This window comes from Arthrobacter sp. TmtSoilC79 (assembly GCF_059739405.1).
The window spans coordinates 1,210,345-1,226,882 of the sequence record NZ_AP046051.1; the positions used below are offsets into that span (position 1 = coordinate 1,210,345).

At 63.9% G+C, this 16,538-nt stretch carries 14 protein-coding genes; 8 read left to right on the forward strand and 6 right to left on the reverse strand.

Annotation, left to right across the window (positions count from 1 at the left end; all coding sequences use genetic code 11):
• The first annotated feature begins 13 nt into the window (after positions 1-13).
• Positions 14-1,477, forward strand: a complete 1,464-nt coding sequence (locus AC6JA3_RS05650; RefSeq protein ID WP_497919983.1) for a glycoside hydrolase family 32 protein — start codon at positions 14-16, stop codon at positions 1,475-1,477.
• A 386-nt stretch (positions 1,478-1,863) separates the two neighbouring features.
• On the opposite strand, the gene AC6JA3_RS05655 is transcribed toward AC6JA3_RS05650, so the two are convergent.
• Together AC6JA3_RS05655 and AC6JA3_RS05660 are read right to left on the reverse strand one after the other, a co-directional pair.
• Positions 1,864-2,916: a LacI family DNA-binding transcriptional regulator gene (locus tag AC6JA3_RS05655; RefSeq protein ID WP_026541179.1), complete on the reverse strand. Its 1,053-nt coding sequence runs from the start codon at positions 2,914-2,916 to the stop codon at positions 1,864-1,866.
• A gap of 59 nt (positions 2,917-2,975) precedes the next feature.
• Positions 2,976-3,617: a DUF2510 domain-containing protein gene (locus AC6JA3_RS05660; RefSeq protein WP_026541178.1), complete on the reverse strand. Its 642-nt coding sequence runs from the start codon at positions 3,615-3,617 to the stop codon at positions 2,976-2,978.
• Positions 3,618-3,719: 102 nt separating this feature from the next.
• Here AC6JA3_RS05660 and AC6JA3_RS05665 point away from each other — a divergent pair, with 102 nt between their 5' ends.
• From AC6JA3_RS05665 to menD, 5 genes are all read left to right on the forward strand, one after another.
• Positions 3,720-4,328, forward strand: coding sequence for a hypothetical protein (locus tag AC6JA3_RS05665; RefSeq protein ID WP_497919984.1), 609 nt, complete (start codon positions 3,720-3,722; stop codon positions 4,326-4,328).
• 61 nt (positions 4,329-4,389) lie between these two features.
• Positions 4,390-5,406 carry an o-succinylbenzoate synthase gene (locus AC6JA3_RS05670; RefSeq protein ID WP_497919985.1) on the forward strand — a complete coding sequence of 339 codons (1,017 nt, stop codon included), beginning with the start codon at positions 4,390-4,392 and terminating at the stop codon, positions 5,404-5,406.
• A gap of 79 nt (positions 5,407-5,485) precedes the next feature.
• Entirely contained in the window at positions 5,486-7,576 is a 2,091-nt protein-coding gene (locus AC6JA3_RS05675) for a PhoX family protein (RefSeq protein WP_497919986.1), read from the forward strand.
• A 243-nt stretch (positions 7,577-7,819) separates the two neighbouring features.
• Positions 7,820-8,395, forward strand: coding sequence for an SOUL family heme-binding protein (locus tag AC6JA3_RS05680; RefSeq protein WP_026546398.1), 576 nt, complete (start codon positions 7,820-7,822; stop codon positions 8,393-8,395).
• Between the two features lie 119 nt (positions 8,396-8,514).
• Positions 8,515-10,224, forward strand: a complete 1,710-nt coding sequence (gene menD, locus AC6JA3_RS05685; RefSeq protein ID WP_497919987.1) for a 2-succinyl-5-enolpyruvyl-6-hydroxy-3-cyclohexene-1-carboxylic-acid synthase — start codon at positions 8,515-8,517, stop codon at positions 10,222-10,224.
• Between the two features lie 88 nt (positions 10,225-10,312).
• On the opposite strand, the gene AC6JA3_RS05690 is transcribed toward menD, so the two are convergent.
• The 4 genes from AC6JA3_RS05690 to AC6JA3_RS05705 form a co-directional block, all read right to left on the reverse strand.
• Complete coding sequence (locus tag AC6JA3_RS05690) at positions 10,313-11,101, reverse strand: amino acid ABC transporter ATP-binding protein (protein WP_026539661.1); 789 nt, start codon at positions 11,099-11,101, stop codon at positions 10,313-10,315.
• An 11-nt stretch (positions 11,102-11,112) separates the two neighbouring features.
• Complete coding sequence (locus tag AC6JA3_RS05695) at positions 11,113-11,904, reverse strand: amino acid ABC transporter permease (protein ID WP_026539662.1); 792 nt, start codon at positions 11,902-11,904, stop codon at positions 11,113-11,115.
• A gap of 93 nt (positions 11,905-11,997) precedes the next feature.
• Entirely contained in the window at positions 11,998-12,795 is a 798-nt protein-coding gene (locus AC6JA3_RS05700) for an ABC transporter substrate-binding protein (RefSeq protein ID WP_026539663.1), read from the reverse strand.
• Positions 12,796-12,953: 158 nt separating this feature from the next.
• On the reverse strand, positions 12,954-14,309 hold the full coding sequence (locus tag AC6JA3_RS05705; protein ID WP_026546396.1) for an isochorismate synthase: 1,356 nt from the start codon (positions 14,307-14,309) through the stop codon (positions 12,954-12,956).
• A gap of 91 nt (positions 14,310-14,400) precedes the next feature.
• Here AC6JA3_RS05705 and AC6JA3_RS05710 point away from each other — a divergent pair, with 91 nt between their 5' ends.
• Both AC6JA3_RS05710 and AC6JA3_RS05715 read left to right on the forward strand, forming a co-directional pair.
• Complete coding sequence (locus AC6JA3_RS05710; RefSeq protein ID WP_026539665.1) at positions 14,401-15,162, forward strand: demethylmenaquinone methyltransferase; 762 nt, start codon at positions 14,401-14,403, stop codon at positions 15,160-15,162.
• A 29-nt stretch (positions 15,163-15,191) separates the two neighbouring features.
• A complete protein-coding gene (locus tag AC6JA3_RS05715; protein ID WP_026546395.1) occupies positions 15,192-16,535 on the forward strand; it encodes a geranylgeranyl reductase family protein in 1,344 nt (447 codons plus the stop codon).
• The last annotated feature ends 3 nt before the right edge of the window (positions 16,536-16,538 follow it).

Here is a 16,538-nt window from a genome sequence, read left to right on the forward strand (position 1 = left end):
GAAAGGGGTTCCGTTGACGGACCTTGCATTCTCTTCCTCCCTGGCTGCTGCTGCCACACACCCGGATCCCGCGTTCCCGCGCTTTCACCCGCGGCCGGCCCAGGGCTGGATCAACGATCCCAACGGCATCAGCTGCATCAACGGCCGGTATCACGTGTTCTTCCAGTACAACCCTTTGTCCGCGAGGCACTCGCAGATCACCTGGGGGCACCTGAGCTCTGTTGATCTGGTGCGATGGGAGGAGCATCCCGTGGCCCTTTCGCCGCAGGCCGGCGGGCCGGATTCTGCGGGTTGTTGGACGGGCGTCGTAACGCTGGACGATGGCGTACCCACTGCCTGCTATTCCGGCGTCAAAGACCACGGTGGCCACTCACAAGTGGTGATTGCCCGGGGTTCTGCCGATCTGGTGACGTGGGAGCAGGACGGGCACGTTGCCGCGTCCATGCCCTCCGATCCCTTGGTGACCGGAGTCCGCGATCCCTTCATCTTCCACTTCAATGGCGCCCGCTACGCCATGCAAGGTGCAGGTCTGTCGGATGGCCGCGCGGCTTTGCTGTTGTACACCGTGGACTCCCTTGACGATTGGAAGTACCAGGGGATCTGGCTGACCACCGCTGATCCCGTGGCCGCAGCCCACACCCCCGCTGAGATCTGGGAATGCCCGCAGCTGGTGGAGGTTCCTCTCTCTTCAGGCGGCTCCACTTGGGTCATGATGTTCTCCTTGTGGCTCTCCGGAGACGACCACGAGCACGCCAACGGTGTGGGGTACCTGACCGGCTCCTTGTCCGAGGATCCTTCGTCCGGGCTGCCGGTATTTGCGCCGTCCTCCGGTGGGAAGGCGGACCTTGGCCGCGACTTCTATGCCCCGCAAATTGTTCAGCTTTCCTATTCCGCTGGTGGTGAGGCTGCTTCTGCTCTCTTGTGGGGGTGGGCCAACGAAGGTCCCGGCCGTGACGGGCGGCGGGGCCGCACCCAGGAAGAAATCGACGACGCCGGGTGGTCGGGTGTGTTGACGCACCCCCGCGTTTTGTCGGTGGCTGAGGGGGTGCTGGTGGTTGCTCCTGCGCCCGAAGTTCTCGCATACCGGGGTGCTGCTGTGGCTTCGGGGGCTACGGGATCTGTTGCTGTGCCTGCGTTTTCCGAGGTGCTGGTGCGGGGTGGTGCTGGTTCCGTGGCTGGAGCCGCTGCCGGTGCCGTGGCCGCTGACGGTGCCCGCGCCGCTGACGGTGCCGGCGCCGCTGCCGGTGCCGTGGAATTGGTCCTGGGTTCCGGTGCCGACGCGCAGGTGGTCTACTCAGGATCCGTTGTTGCAGGGGAGGAGCTCCGGATCTTCATTGATGCTTCCCTCGTTGAGGTGTACCGCTCGGGCTCTGTGGCCACCACTGTTCGTGCCTACCCGGCTCCGGGGGAGGAATGGCAGCTCACCCTGCCCCACGGCGCGACTGCCGACGTGTGGGAGTTGAGCCTTCCCGCCTAGGCGGCAGGCCGGCGTCGTGCGCTGTTGGCTCCTGACCCCGGCGCGCTGCTGTATTGTGGGGCCTGGTGTGCTGGGTTTGGGTGTGTCTTTGGGTGCGGAGTGGGCCTCTCAACGAGGTGGGTGCGTGTTGTGGGGCCCGCTTTGCGTGCTTGACGCTCGTGTTGGGGCGCAGAGTGGGCCTCGCAACGAGGTGGGTGTGTGTTGTGGGGCCCGGTGTGCTGGGTTTGGGTGTGTCTTTGGGTGCGGAGTGGGCCTCGCAAGGTGCGCGGGTGTGTTGTGGGGCCCGGTGTGCTGGGTTTGGTTGTGTCTTTGGGTGCGGAGTGGGCCTCGCAAGGCGAGGGGGTGAGTTGTGCGGCCTGGTGTGCAGGGTTCGCGACGCGAAAGCCTCAGCGAGTAGGCGCCGGCCCGGTCGATTCCCGGGTGACCAAGCGGCAAGGGACCATCGTTTCAACGGTGGTCCCTTTTCCTGTGTGGTCCGTGGCTTCGATCATGTCCAACAAGGTTGTCATGGCTGCACGCCCGATCTCCCGCAACGGCAACGCCATGGTGGTGAGTGCGGGAACCATGGTGTCGGCGATCCGGGTCTCGTCGTCGTAGCCCATGATCGAGAGGTCCTGGGGAACACTGAGGCCAAGGCGTGCAGCCGCAAGGGTCACACCGATGGCCAAACGGTCGTTCGCGCACATGATGGCCGTGGGCCGATCGGCCGGGGACACGCCGTCGAGCAGTTTCATGGCGCCGCGGAAGCCGGCGTCGATATCCCAACCGGCCATGAAGATCCGGTCCCCCCGAACCGGGATCTCGGCCGCGGCATGCGCATCCCGGTAGCCCTGAACGCGGAGCGGTGCGGCCGGAGAATCTTCGGATCCGGCCAGGAGGGCAATGTCCCGGTGGCCAAGCTCCAACAAATGCTCAGTGGCCTCCCTGCCGCCAGCTACCTCGTCCGGAATGACGTGATGCAATTGGGGCTCAGGTTGGTCGTCGTAGCAGTTGGCCAGGACCGAGGGGACACGGAGCATGCCGTGCGGAATCTCGATGGGTTTCAGGCCAACGGTTACGTACATAAGCCCATCAACCTGCCGGTCCAGGAGGGTTTCAATGGCGCTCGCATCCCTGGCGGCATCGCGCTCGGTATCCATGACCACGGTGACAAAGCCGCGGCTGCGGGCGACGTCGTCCGCCCCGCCGATGATGTTGCCGTCGAAGGGGCTGACTACCACTTCATCGGAGAGGATGCCGATCACCCGTGAGCGCTGGTTGCGCAGGCTGAGCGCGATCGCGTTGGGGGAGTAGTTCAGCTCAAGAGCCGCTGCCCGGATGCGATCCTGGCTCTCCTTGGCTACGTTCCCATCCCCCCGGCCGTTCAGAACCAGTGAGACTGCGCTCCTGGAGACGCCCGCCCGTTTGGCGACGTCCAGCGCGGTGGCCTTGCGGTTCATGGGTAGTCCTTCCGTCTTTGACAGCAGTCTACCTAACGCGTGTGAGGTTTCCCGGGCGCCTAGGTCGGCAGTGAAGAACCGAAGGAAGACATCATGTTCTGCATCATGTTGGAGGTCCAAATGCCGGCCACCACCATGCTGATCACAAAGACGCCAATGGTGATCCAGACCGGCAGCAGCCCTCGTTTGGGAGCCACTTTGTTGACGATCACTGAGCGGCCAATCACGTAGACGGCCGAGTTCAGGAATGCCCAGGCCCAGTGGAAAGGACGCACGACGCCGGACCTCGCCAACCGCTGATAGTCCAAGTACGCGAAGAACACCGACAGGCCATAGATCACGAGGCTTGAGCCCATCAGCAGGAAATACCCCGGCGTGTACATCGAGAACGGGTCCATGGTGGTGACACCCTGCCGCGTGGTGATGACACGGAACTCAGGCTGCCAGGTCAACATGAACAGCACCGAGACCAGCGGGAGCAACGTGATGGCCCAAATGAAGGGGTTGTAGACAGGTGTCTGCTCGCTGATCGGGGTACGCGGAGCCTTGAACGGCTGTTGGTACTGCACCTGCTGGGGAAACTGCTGCGGAGCCTGGTGGGCAGTCCAGGCATGGCCGTCCCACCAACGGACGAGGCGCGGATCCGATGGGTCCGGGTACCAGCCGGGAGGTGTCGCGGAGCCGGGCGTTGATTGAGTCATATCTCCCCCACATTGAGTCGTCTTCCGAGAATATCGCGATTGCCCTCTCTCGGTTGCCACCCGCCCCTCCCCAGTGCCACCAAGGTGGTGTATGGATGGAGCATGAGCTTCTTCGACGACCTCCCTGAGCCTCCCGAGCGGGCCCGTCAACCGCAGCCGCTCCGGCCGGGGTGGGCCGGACCGCCGTCGGACGAACTGCCTGGTGTGGTCACGGCAGGTGGGTTTGTCCACCAGAGCCAGCGGATGGTGGCGGCGCTGAAACTGGTGGAGGTCTACTCCACCGGATGCCTGCTGGATCTTGTCTGGTCCGTTCGGCGGAGGGACGAATCAGACCAGGAATGGCGGGAGATCGTGGAGGAGAGCTACAACCACCCACGCTCAAGCCTGGACACCAGGGCGGGGTTGGAACTTGGAGTGGCCTTGGCGGACGGACGTAAAGCTGTTGCGGCGATTCACGGACCGGCCTCCTTCGAAGATACCGGGGACGTCACCGGGCCGGTGCTGACAAGCCTGGGCGGGGGCGGGGGAAGCAACAACACAGACTATGTGCAGTTCACCGGCCGCTACTGGCTGTGGCCGTTGCCGCTGGACGGGGACACTACCCTGGTGGCCCGGTGGGATGCGTTGGGAATGCCGGAAAGCACCCTTGAATTATCCGGTGTCCAACTGGGCGAGGCGTTGGGCAGGGTCCGGAACTACTGGATGGAATAGCTTATCCACATAGCCTCATCGGCCTGCCCGGGGGCCAAGGGGGCGCCGGTACAGTGGCAACATGCCTGCACTTCCCTCCCTCGAAGAACTCATCGATTCCGCCCACGTAGTCTCTCTGCCCATGCGCGTGAAATTCCGCGGCATCATGGAGCGCGAGACCCTCATCCTTCGAGGGCCGCTGGGCTGGGGCGAGTTCTGTCCCTTCCCCGAATACGACGACGACGAATCTTCCCGCTGGCTGGCCGCAGCCTTGGAAGCTGGGTGGATTGGGTTCCCTACTCCTCTAAGGGACTCCATCCCGGTCAACGCGACGGTCCCCGCCGTTCCGGCAGAGCGTGTGCCGGAGATACTGGCCAGGTTCGGGCGCGTGGATGCGGTCAAGATCAAAGTAGCCGAGCGTGGACAGTCGCTAGGGGACGATCTTGGACGTGTAAGGGCAGTTCGCGAGGCACTGCCGGAGGCAGCCATCCGCGTCGATGCCAACGGGGGATGGGACGTAGGGCAAGCAGCAGAGGCCTTGGGCAAGCTCTCGGCTTTAGGACTTGAGTATGCCGAACAACCGGTTCCCACCATTGAAGGACTGGCCGAGGTCCGTCGCCGGCTCTCGGACGCCGGAACACCGGTCCTTATCGCTGCGGACGAGAGCGTACGCAAGGAAGAGGATCCCCTTCGGGTGGCCAGGGCCGGCGCCGCGGACCTGATCGTGGTCAAAGTCGCTCCGCTCGGGGGAGTCCGTCGGGCGTTGGAGATCGTCGAGCAAGCCGGACTGCCCGCCGTCGTCAGTTCTGCCCTGGACACTTCCGTGGGCATCCGCGCCGGGCTCGCGCTCGCAGCTGCACTGCCCACCCTTCCCTATGCCTGCGGGCTTGGGACTGTTTCGCTGTTCACCTCGGATATATCGCTGGACCCGCTCGTGGCCGACGACGGCGCCATCCACGTGCGCGAGGCCATTGCCGATCCCGGGCTGCTTGAGCAGTACGCGGCCTCAGCGGAACGTCGCGAATGGTGGCTGGAACGGCTTGGCCGGGTGTACGCAGTCCTGGCGGGAAACAAGCACCCTTTGTTCACCGTTTCTTAACCGGGGAGACCTCTCAGCTTCGGTTTCCGCTGAAAAGCTCAGCGGGAACCTCGTACATCCTCTGGAAGGTCTTCCCCCCATGTCTGAAACCACCGGACGCACGTTTCCGCTGCTCCCCATGCTCGGCCACACCAAGGGCAAGCGCAGCGCGGTCACCTGTGCACTGAAGTGCGACAACGCCTGCTCGGGCGATGTCTGCAACACCAGCGCCAACGGCTACTTCCGGGACATCGCCTCAACAGCCATGTCCCGTCGGGCCGCCCTGGGCCTCGGCGCCGCAGGTGCGCTCGCCGTCGTGTTCGGTGGTGCCTTGACCGGTGGAGACGCCGCTGTTGCCGATCCCGGCAACGGACTCGCCGATGCCGCCAAGAAGGGCTTTGATAAGTCCAAGCTCAAGTTCACAGCCATCAAGCCCGTGGATGCTGCAGTGGACGCTTTCACGGTCCCCGAGGGGTTTGACTGGAAGCCCGTCATCCGTTGGGGCGATCCGCTCTTCGCCGACTCTCCGGCCTTTGACCTGAACGCACAGACGGCTGCAGCCCAGTCACGCCAGTTCGGATACAACAACGACTACACCGACATCCTGCCCATCCCGGGATCCAAAGACCGCCGCGCCCTGCTGTTCACCAATCACGAGTACACCAACGAGAACATCATGCTGCCCGAAGGCTTCGACCCCGCCGAGGGACGTGCCATTGGCCGCGCCGGACACGGTCTGGCTGTTGTTGAACTGGAGCGCAAGAACAAGAACAAGCCGTGGAACTACATCCAGGGCGCACCCTTGAACCGCCGCTTCCTCACTGACACCGTCTACGAGCTGACCGGCGCAGCAGCAGGCACCAACCTGGTCAAGACGATTGACGACCCGGCAGGCCGCTGGATCAAGGGAACGCTGGGCAACTGCTCCGGTGGCACCACCCCGTGGGGCACCATTCTCTCCGGCGAGGAAAACTTCAACGGCTACTTCGTGGCCCCTGGAACCAGCGACGGCGACAAGCGCTACGGTCTCTCCGCCAAAGCAACCGCCCGCCAGTGGGAACTTGACGAACCCCGTTTCGATACCCGCAACTCCGGCTACGCCAACGAAACCAACCGCTTTGGCTGGATCGTGGAAGTGGACCCGTTCGACCCCACGTCCACGCCCAAGAAGCACTCGGCAATGGGGCGCTTCAAGCACGAGGGCGCCAACGTCATCGTGGCTCCTTCCGGACGCGTAGTGGCCTACATGGGCGACGACGAGCGCTTCGACTACCTCTACAAGTTCGTCTCCAAGGGCAAGTACCAGGCCGGCGACTCCAAGGAAGCCCGCAAGAACAACATGGGGCTCCTCTCGGAGGGCGACCTCTACGTAGCCAAGTTCACCGGAGATTCGCCTGCTGCCGAGATTGATGGCACAGGAAAGCTCCCCGCTGACGGTGCTTTCGACGGCACAGGGGAGTGGCTGCCGCTGGTGGTCGACGGTAAGTCCGCTGTGCCGGGAATGTCCGTCCCCGAGGTCCTGGTTTACACCCTCCTGGCAGCCGACAAAGTTGGCCCCACCAAGATGGACCGTTGCGAAGACGTCCAGCCCAACCCGCTCACCGGCAAGGTCTACGTGGCCTGCACCAACAACTCAGACCGCGGCAAGGCAGGCAAGGAAGGTGCAACGGAGGTCAACCCGCGCACCCTGAACCGTGATGGACACATCGTGGAGATCACGGAGGGACGCGAACAGACGGGTACCAAGTTCAACTGGAACCTCTTGCTGGTGGCCGGTGACCCCGCCAAGAACACCTCCACCTACTTCTCCGGATTCCCGGTGGAGAAGGTCTCCCCGATTTCCTGCCCCGACAACGTGGCTTTCGACTCTGTGGGCAACCTCTGGATCTCCACCGACGGCGCCCCCGGCACCATCGGGTACGCGGACGGCCTGTTCAAGGTCACCCTCGAAGGTCCAGAGCGCGGCAAGGTGGAGCAGTTCCTCGCCGTCCCCCGCGACGCCGAAACCTGTGGCCCTGTCATCCACGACGAAGAGCGGACCGTGTTCGTCGCCGTGCAGCACCCGGGCGAGGACGGCTCGTTCGCTGCTCAGAACTCGTTCTTCCCGGATTACGTCCCCGCCGGTGGTGTCCCGGCTGCAGGTGCGGTTCGGGCTCCGCGTCCCTCGGTGGTTCAGGTCTTCCGGAAGTAGGGTCTGCCTCTGTCGGCGGTGAGGTCTGCTTCCGAAAGCAGGGTCTGCCTGATTCTTGAATGACGAATGCTCCCCTCCCTGGAATCCCGGGGAGGGGAGCATTCCCACTTCCGACCCAATCCCTCTTTCACGTCCCCCGTGTTTGGGCCAAACCCTCTTTCACGTCCCCCGTGTTTGGGCCAATCCCTCGCTCACGTCTACCTCTGCCAAGACGCGCGACTGCGGCGTAAGCTCGGTTGCACCATGACTGAACAGCAGCCGTACGATCTGGTCCAGAAGTATCCCCACTTCGAACTGCGTCGGTATCCCGCGCATGTTCTTGCCGAGGTTCAAGTGCACGCCACTTTTGATCGCGCCGCGAACCAGGCCTTCCGATACCTCTTTAATTACATCAGCGGCAGCAACACGGCTCAGCAGAAGTTATCCATGACCGCCCCCGTTATCCAGGAGTCTGGTTCCTCCGAGGAACTTGTCATGACGGCGCCGGTACTGCAGACAGGCCCTGCCCCGGGAAGCGAAGACGAAGACTACGTTGTAGCCTTCGTCTTGCCGGCCGGACTGAAGGCGGAAAATGCCCCTGTCCCGGATGAGCCCAGGGTCAAAATCCGCGAGGTGCCCGGGGCGTTGTCTGCTGTCGCCCGATTCACAGGCAATGGAACTGCCTCGGCCTTTCAACGCCACACCGCGGCACTGCACGAGGCCCTTCAACTGGCTGGTCTGACACCCATCGGTTCGCCCAGGTTCGCGCGTTTCGACCCTCCCTTCAAACCCTGGTTCCTGCGCCACAACGAGGTAGTCCTCGACGTCGAAGAACGCTAACGGCTGGGGATGTGGGTGAGGGTTGGCTGGTGGGGCAGGGGATGTGAGTGAGGGTTGGCTGGTGGGGCCGGGGATGTGAGCGAGCGTTGGCGGACTGGCTACCCCAATAGACTGGAGCGGTGACTTCCCAGTACTCTCTGACATCCATCGGTGCCGCCAGGATCGCCGTTAAGGCACTGCTCGACGGCGGTGTGCGGCATACGGTGGTGTCGCCGGGTTCGCGCTCGGCACCCATGGCCTACGCTCTCGCGGAAGCAGAAGCTGCGGGCAGGATTCAGCTCCACGTCCGTATTGACGAACGCGACGCTGGATTCACGGCGCTGGGCCTGGCCCTTTCCACCCAAGCTCCGGTTGCCGTGCTGACTACGTCCGGAACCGCAGTGGGTAACCTTCTGCCGGCTGTCATGGAAGCCAACCATTCCGCCGTTCCCGTGGTGGTGATTTCCGCGGACCGCCCGGAAGAGCTCCACGGAACCGGGGCCAACCAGACCACCATCCAACTGGACCTTTTCGGCGATCACGTGAGATTCGCCGTCGACGTCCCGGCAGGTGACGATCCCCAGAAAGCCATTGCCACCGCGCTCTACGCAGCAACCGGTGCCCTTGCCGACACTCCTCCCGGTCCTGTCCAAGTGAATCTCGCCTTTCGCGACCCACTGACACCGGCCGACGGCGACGCACTGCCGGCTGCTGCGGGACACGGCGTGTTCCATTACGACGCCGGTCCCCAGTCACTGGATCTTCCGGCAGCGCCCAGCGAACTCGTCGAGCGACGAACCGTGGTCCTCGCCGGTCACGATGCCGGCCCGGTGGCCGAGGCGTTTGCCCGTACCCATGGTCTGCCACTGCTCGCCGAGCCGTCCTCCAACGCACGTTTCGGACCGAACGCCGTGGGTCCGTACCGGGTACTGCTGGAACACTTCGGACCCGGATCAAGATCGCCGATCCAGCGGGTTGTCCTGTTTGGCCGGGCCACCCTTTCCCGGCCCGTGGCTGCCCTTCTTGCCCGGGATTCTGTGGAAGCGGCCATCTACCAGCCTGTTCCTGTGGCTTGGTATGAGGCCGGGCGCCGTCGCGAAACGCCGATCGAGACCCTTCCCGAGCTCGCTGAATTCGCCGGCCGTGGCTCTGCGGAATGGTTGGACGCCTGGCTCCTGGCTGGTGCAGCGGCCCAACACGCCCTTGACGGAGTGCTCGCGGGGGAGGTCCTCGCCAACGGGCCATCAGTTGGCGCCGCTGTTTGGGAGCACTCCCGCGGACAACTGGTGCTTGGGTCCTCCAACGGAATCCGTGACGTTGACCTCGCCGGACAGCCCCATACCCAACCCATCGCATCGGTGTATGCCAACCGTGGCCTCGCCGGCATCGATGGCACCATCGCCACCGCCACCGGAGTCGCCTTGGGCAGCGGACGCGAAACCACCGTCCTCCTGGGCGACGTTACGTTCCTCCACGACGCCGGGGGACTGCTGCTCGGCCATGGCGAACCGGTGCCGGACCTGCGGATCGTGGTGCTCAATGACTCAGGTGGGGCCATCTTCAGCCTCCTGGAGCACGGTGCCGTGGAGGACTCAGGCGCCTATGGCACCGCCGTCGAGCGTCTCTTTGGCACCCCGCACTCAGTGGACATTTCGGCACTCGCCGCGGCCTACGGCGTCGGACACCGAACGGTAAGCACGACGGCGGATCTCACCGAAGCGCTCAAGTCGCCGCTCAAGGGGCGCACCATTGTGGAGGTTCGCGTGGACCGCGGGGGCCTGCGTGCGCTTCATACGAGGATCAAGGAAGCAATTTCGGCTGCGGTGGGCCAAGTCCTGACAGCTGGCTGAGCCCGCCCGGAATGGCCACCTACGCAGAAACGGGCGGGCACCACCCAAGAAGAGTGTTGCCCGCCCGTCAGCGTGGGAAACGAATGAACTAAGCTTCCTCGACACCAATGTGCGTGGGGTCCAGGACGCGGCGCAGGAATTCCTTGGTGCGCGGCTGGGTGGGGGCGCTGATGACGTTTTCCGCGGGCCCTTCTTCCACAACAACACCGGCGTCCATAAAGACAACGCGGTCGGCAACTTCCCGGGCGAAGCCCATCTCGTGGGTGACCACCAGCATGGTCATGCCTTCCTGGGCCAGCTTGCGCATGACGGCCAGGACATCGCCCACGGTTTCGGGGTCGAGGGCAGAGGTGGGCTCATCGAAAAGCATGAGCTGCGGGTCCATGGACAGCGCACGTGCAATGGCTACACGCTGCTGCTGGCCACCGGAAAGCTGGTCGGGGAAGCGGTCGGCGAGGTGTCCCAGGCCAACGCGCTCCAGATTGTGGCGGGCCACTCCGGCTGCCTCGGACTTGGATCGCTTGAGGACCTTCATCTGCGAGATGGTGCAGTTGTCCAGGACGCTCAGGTGCGGGAACAGGTTGAAGTGCTGGAACACCATGCCAACGCTCTGACGCATTTTGTTGAGGTCCACGTCGGGGTCCGTTGCCTCGAACTTGCCTACGTTGATGGTGCCCGCGTTCGGGTGCTCCAGCAGGTTGACGCAGCGCAGGAGGGTGGACTTTCCCGAACCCGATGGCCCGATCAAGCAAACTACCTGGCCCGGCTCAACGGTCAGCGAGATGCCCTTGAGGACCTCGTTGCTGCCATAGGACTTGCGAAGGTCCTTGATGTCCACGCCCGCGGCGCGGACTGTGCTGTTTACGACGTCGTTCATGACTGTCCTGCCTATCGCTTCGTCCGCGCGGAGCGGCTTTCGAACTTCCGTGCCAGGAGGCTCAAGGGGATGGTGATGACCAGGTAGAAGGCACCGGCGACGAGCAGCGGAGTCAGGCCGGCACCGAGGCTGGAGATGCCGTCGCGGCCAAATTTGGTGAGCTCGTACTGCGAGGCGGTGAGGCCCAGGACGTAGATCAGCGAGGAGTCCTTGGTGAGCAGGATGATCTCGTTGGTCAGGGGCGGCAGGACGATCTTGAACGCCTGGGGGATGACGATGGAGATCATGGCCCGCCAATGCGGCATGCCCAGGGAACGGGCGGCTTCCATCTGGCCTTTCGGCACAGCCTGGAGGCCTGCGCGGAGGGTTTCAGCAATGTAGGCCGAGGCCACCATGCCCAGCGAAACCATGACCACGATGTTGACGTCCCACTGGACGCCGAAGGCCAGGGGAACGCCATAGCCGAAGGCAATGAAGACCAGCAGTGCCGGGACGCCGCGGAAGAACTCGATGTAGCCGGTGGCAAGCCAGCGGTACAGCGGGAACGATGAGAGCTTCATCAGGGCAAGCAGGAGACCCCCGGACAGGCCCACTACGAACGCCAGGGCCGTGTAGATAAGGGTGTTTTTGAGGCCCACCAGGAAAATGTCCGGGAACATCGGCCCGATCTTGGCGAAGTTGAAGACGCTGGTGCCGATCGTCTTCCAGTCCACAGCAAGGATCACTGCGGCCAGGACGACGACGAAGATTCCCGCCTGGACGTACAAACTGACTTTGGCTCGTTGACGTGCAGTCATTGCCATGGTGTTCTCACATTCATGTTGCGCAGGTGGGGCCCCGAAACAACGTGTCGTTTCGGGGCCCGCCTGCGTGGATCTCGGGAGCCGGGGCTCGGACTACTTGGTGGCTTCGCCGAACCAGGTGGTCTCGAACTTCTTCAGTGAGCCGTCGTCGGTGATGCGCTTCAGGGTGGCGTTTACAGCGTCCGCCATGGCCGTGTTGCCCTTCTTGATGGAGATGCCCAGCTTCTCGCCCGTTGCGTAGTCTTCAACGCGCTTGAGGTTGGAGTCGTCCTTGATGGCGTAGCCGAGGACGGACTGGTTGCCGATGGCGGCGTCGATGGTGCCGGCCTTGAGGGCCTGGACCAGGAGGCCGGAGTCTTCGAACTGCTGCGCGTCGATGCCCTTGTCCTTGGCGTACTGGGCGCCGGTGGTGGCCTGCTGGACGCCCACCTTCTTGCCCTTGGCACCATCGATGTTGCTGATGCCGGAGGACGAGGTGGCCACGAGGGTCAGGTCGTCGTCCAGGTACGGGGTGGAGAAGTCCATGACGCTCTTGCGGACGTCCGTGATGGAGATCGAGGAGATGGAGACGTCGCAACCGGTCAGTGCGGTGCCGGTCTCGATTGCTTCGAAGGAGCTGTCCACCACGTTGAGTTCGGCCTTGACGTCCTTGGCGATCTCTGCGGCGATGTCCATGTCGAAGCCTACGATCTTGCCGTCCTTCTGGAATTCGAAGGGTTCGTAGGGGACGTCCGAGCACACCGTGAGCTTGCCGGCGTTGATGAGCTTCAGGCCCGAGGCATCCGAAGCCGCCGGGGTGGACGAGCCGCCACAAGCGGTGAGGGCCAGGGCGCCGGCCGCGAGTACGGCGGCAATCTTGGTGCCGGACAGAACCGAACGGGAGATCTGCATGTTGTTTACCTTTTGTTGCGGTGGATGCTGAACTGAGTCGGTTTTAGTGTAGCGCCGAACGTGAGATGTGCATCACAGGAAACTTAGTTTCACTATTGGATAACTAGTTTACGCACTTATCAACCAGTAAAGCAGAAGCGCTGTCCGGGATCCCAGATTCAGCGGCGAATACCCAGGGCCTCAAGCATCGGGCGGAACTTCGCCCACGTCTCGGCCAGTTCAGCCTCGGGCTGCGAGCCTTCAACAATTCCGCATCCCGCGTACAAACGCACCGTGTTGGCGTCTTCGATCACTGCACCGCGCAGGGCGATTCCCCACTCGCCGTTGCCGGCGGCGTCGAGCCAGCCCACCGGTCCGGCGTACGGTCCCCGGTCCAGGTGTTCGAGCTTGCGGATCAAGGCGCCGGCCACCAATGTCGGCGTTCCGCAGACGGCGGCGGTGGGATGCAAAGCGTTGATCAGAGCCAGGCATGTGGGCACGTGGCCCTCAATATCGGCCAACTCCGCCTTCACGTCCGAGGCCAGATGCCACACATTGGGAAGCTCCAGAATGAAAGGCTCACTGTGCGAATTCATCGCCTCCGAGAAAGGAGCCAGCTGCCGGGTCAGGGAATCAATTGCGATCTCATGTTCGTGCCGCTGCTTCTCGGATCCGGCCAGGACGCGCTCCGCGTACTCCATGGGGGAGCCGTCCATGCCGTCAGCGTCGCGGCGGTCAAGGGTTCCTGCCAGCACGCGGGCCTGGGCTGTGCGGCCCTCCACTTGAATCAGCATCTCCGGCGTTGCGCCCACCAGGCCGTCCACGCCGTACGTCCAGCATTCGCGGTACCTGGCTGCCAGTTGGCGGAGTACCTCCGCAGCGTTCACGCCCTCCGGAAGGGTAGCGACGACGTCGCGCGCCAAAACAAGCTTCTCCAGGTTCCCGGCGCGGATCTCCTCCACGCCGTTGGAAACAGCCTGCATCCAGGCGGCCTCACTCAGGGAACCTGAACTCAAATGACCGGCGGAACCGTCCGCCGTGACCACCTCCGGTGAGGGCACGACGTCGGAGCCTCCTGCCGCTGAGTCCTCGCCGTTTGGTTCCGGCTCGGTCAGCCAGCGATGCACGGAGGCGAGGACGCCCGCCTCGGTGAGGGGTGCGCCGTCGAACGTTAATTGGGTAGCCCAGGCGCGGCCATCACGAATCCCCACCACCAGCTCAGGGAGGATCAAACGGGAGACGTGCGGGGAGGTTTTGGAGAAGGCGAATGAGCCGAATGCCACAGGACCGGTGCCTGGAAGCTCCACGTGGTCAGTGATTTCGGCCTCAAGAATGAGGTGCCGCCACCAGATATCGGCCTCGAGGAAACGCTCGGGGCCGGTGGCATTGAAACGGGTCAGCTCGCCGTAGCCCACCAGGCCGGCTTCGCGCCGGGACCAGCAAAGGACGTCGTCCCGGACCAGAAACGACGGCAGCCCCCCGGAGGATGATTCAACATCGAGGGGGACTGTCAAGGTGCGGAGCGTGCTCGTCATGATGGAACAACAGTACTCCCGCCGACAACCAGAATCTGAGCCGACTTCTACAGCGCAGCAAAGTCGGCTGAATGTCTGAGACAATTACAGGGTGAACCGAGCATCCTTGGAAAAGCGTCCGGACGAAGTTGCGACGATGTTTGATGATGTCGCCCCAAAATACGATGTCGTCAATGATGTCCTGTCCATGGGGCAGACGCGCCGTTGGCGCCGCATCGTCGTTGATGCGGTGGATGTCAAGGCGGGCCAGAAGGTCCTGGACCTTGCCGCCGGAACCGGAACGTCCAGCGAACCCTATGCCGATGCCGGCGTGGACGTTGTGGCCTGCGACTTCTCCCTGGGCATGCTCAAGGTCGGCAAGCGCCGCCGTCCGGACATCGACTTCATTGCCGGTGACGCCACCAACCTGCCGTTCGCTGACAACAGCTTCGATGCCTCCACCATCTCCTTCGGCCTGCGGAACGTCGTAGAACCCCGCAAGGCCCTGGAGGAAATGCTGCGCGTCACCAAGCCGGGCGGACGCCTGGTCATTGCCGAGTTCTCGCACCCCGTGGTGCCGCTGTGGCGCAACCTCTACACCGAATACCTCATGCGTGCGCTTCCCGCCATCGCCACCAAGGTCTCCTCCAACCCGGACGCCTACGTGTACCTTGCCGAGTCCATCCGCGCCTGGCCTGACCAGGACCACCTCGCCCAGTGGCTCAGCGAAGCCGGCTGGACGGACATCACGTACCGCAACCTCAGCGGCGGCATCGTCGCAGTGCACCGCGCACAGAAGCCCGCCGAGCACCGCGAAAGTGTTCCCGTGGCCAAGCTTCGCCGCCAGATCAAGCCGCGCCAACAGGCCGGCTGACCCCGTACAGCCTGCTGATTTAGGACGACGTGAAAGTACTGATTGTTGGCGCGGGCCCGGCTGGGTCCACCGCCGCGTATTACATCGCCCAGGCGGGCATCGACGTCACGGTGCTGGAAAAGACCTCCTTTCCCCGTGAAAAAGTGTGCGGCGACGGCCTCACGCCCCGCGCCGTCCGGGAGATCCAGAAGCTTGGACTTTCCCACGCTGTGGAGGACGGGTGGCGCCGGAACAAGGGCCTTCGCCTCATTGCCGGCGGACGCACCATAGAGCTGCCCTGGCCCGAGGTTTCCGACTTTCCCACATACGGCTTGATCCGAACACGGCTTGGCTTCGACGAGTCCCTGGCCCGGCACGCCGAGGCCGCCGGCGCCGTCGTGCTTGAACGCCACAGCGTTACTTCCGCCCTCACTTCCGACGACGGCCGTGTCATCGGCGCCCGGGCCGCCATCCTTGACGAGTCCGGACGTAAGACGGGTGAAACGCGGGACTTCCACGCCGACGTCGTACTCGCCGCCGACGGTAATTCGACCCGAACCGCAGTGTCGCTGGGGATGCATAAGCGCGACGACCGTCCTCTGGGCGTCGCGGTGCGAACCTATTTCACCTCCCCGCGCCACAACGACGACTGGATGGAAGGCTGGCTGGAACTTCCCGGCAAATCCGGCAAACCGCTGCCCGGCTACGGCTGGGTCTTCGGTGTCGGCGACGGTACCTCCAACGTCGGGCTCGGGATCCTGAACTCCTCCAAGGAATTCGGCAAGCTCGACTACAAGCAGGTCCTGCGCGAATGGACCGCCGGCATGCCCGCCGAGTGGGGCTTCACTCCCGAAAACCAAGTGGGCGAAATCCGTGGTGCCGCGCTGCCCATGGGCTTCAACCGCACCCCGCACTACTCACCGGGCCTGCTTCTGCTGGGCGATGCCGGCGGCATGGTCTCCCCGTTCAACGGCGAGGGCATTTCCTACGCCATGGAGTCCGCACGCTTCGCGGCCGAGTTTATTGTTGACGCTTCCGCCCGCTCTGCCTCGGCCGGTTGGTCAACGCACGACGCCGACGCTCACCTCTCGCGGTACGCAGACTATGTGCGGGACCAGTGGGGATCGCACTTCACGCTGGGCCGCGCCTTTGCCTCCCTCATCGGCAAGCCGGCAGTGATGAAGCTCGCCCTGCGCACCGGGATGCCGATACCGGTGCTGATGCGCTTCGTGGTCCGCATGCTTGCCAACCTCACCGACCCTGCTGCGAAGGGCTTCGAAGACCGTGTGATCCGGGTCCTCGAGATGCTGGTTCCGGCAACGTCCAACACTTCATCTGCCCGTGCGCTGACGCCGGCAGGCTCCAACACCGCGGTTTCCGCACCAACTAGTTAGGGT

Coding starts and splice junctions, on each gene's coding strand:
- AC6JA3_RS05690 (WP_026539661.1), bottom strand. CDS start 11,101: ATGAACGACGTCGTAAACAGCACAGTCCGCGCCGCGGGCGTGGACATC.
- AC6JA3_RS05700 (WP_026539663.1), bottom strand. CDS start 12,795: ATGCAGATCTCCCGTTCGGTTCTGTCCGGCACCAAGATTGCCGCCGTA.
- AC6JA3_RS05695 (WP_026539662.1), bottom strand. CDS start 11,904: ATGGCAATGACTGCACGTCAACGAGCCAAAGTCAGTTTGTACGTCCAG.
- AC6JA3_RS05705 (WP_026546396.1), bottom strand. CDS start 14,309: ATGACGAGCACGCTCCGCACCTTGACAGTCCCCCTCGATGTTGAATCA.
- AC6JA3_RS05665 (WP_497919984.1), top strand. CDS start 3,720: ATGAGCTTCTTCGACGACCTCCCTGAGCCTCCCGAGCGGGCCCGTCAA.
- AC6JA3_RS05660 (WP_026541178.1), bottom strand. CDS start 3,617: ATGACTCAATCAACGCCCGGCTCCGCGACACCTCCCGGCTGGTACCCG.
- AC6JA3_RS05675 (WP_497919986.1), top strand. CDS start 5,486: ATGTCTGAAACCACCGGACGCACGTTTCCGCTGCTCCCCATGCTCGGC.
- AC6JA3_RS05655 (WP_026541179.1), bottom strand. CDS start 2,916: ATGAACCGCAAGGCCACCGCGCTGGACGTCGCCAAACGGGCGGGCGTC.
- AC6JA3_RS05680 (WP_026546398.1), top strand. CDS start 7,820: ATGACTGAACAGCAGCCGTACGATCTGGTCCAGAAGTATCCCCACTTC.
- AC6JA3_RS05670 (WP_497919985.1), top strand. CDS start 4,390: ATGCCTGCACTTCCCTCCCTCGAAGAACTCATCGATTCCGCCCACGTA.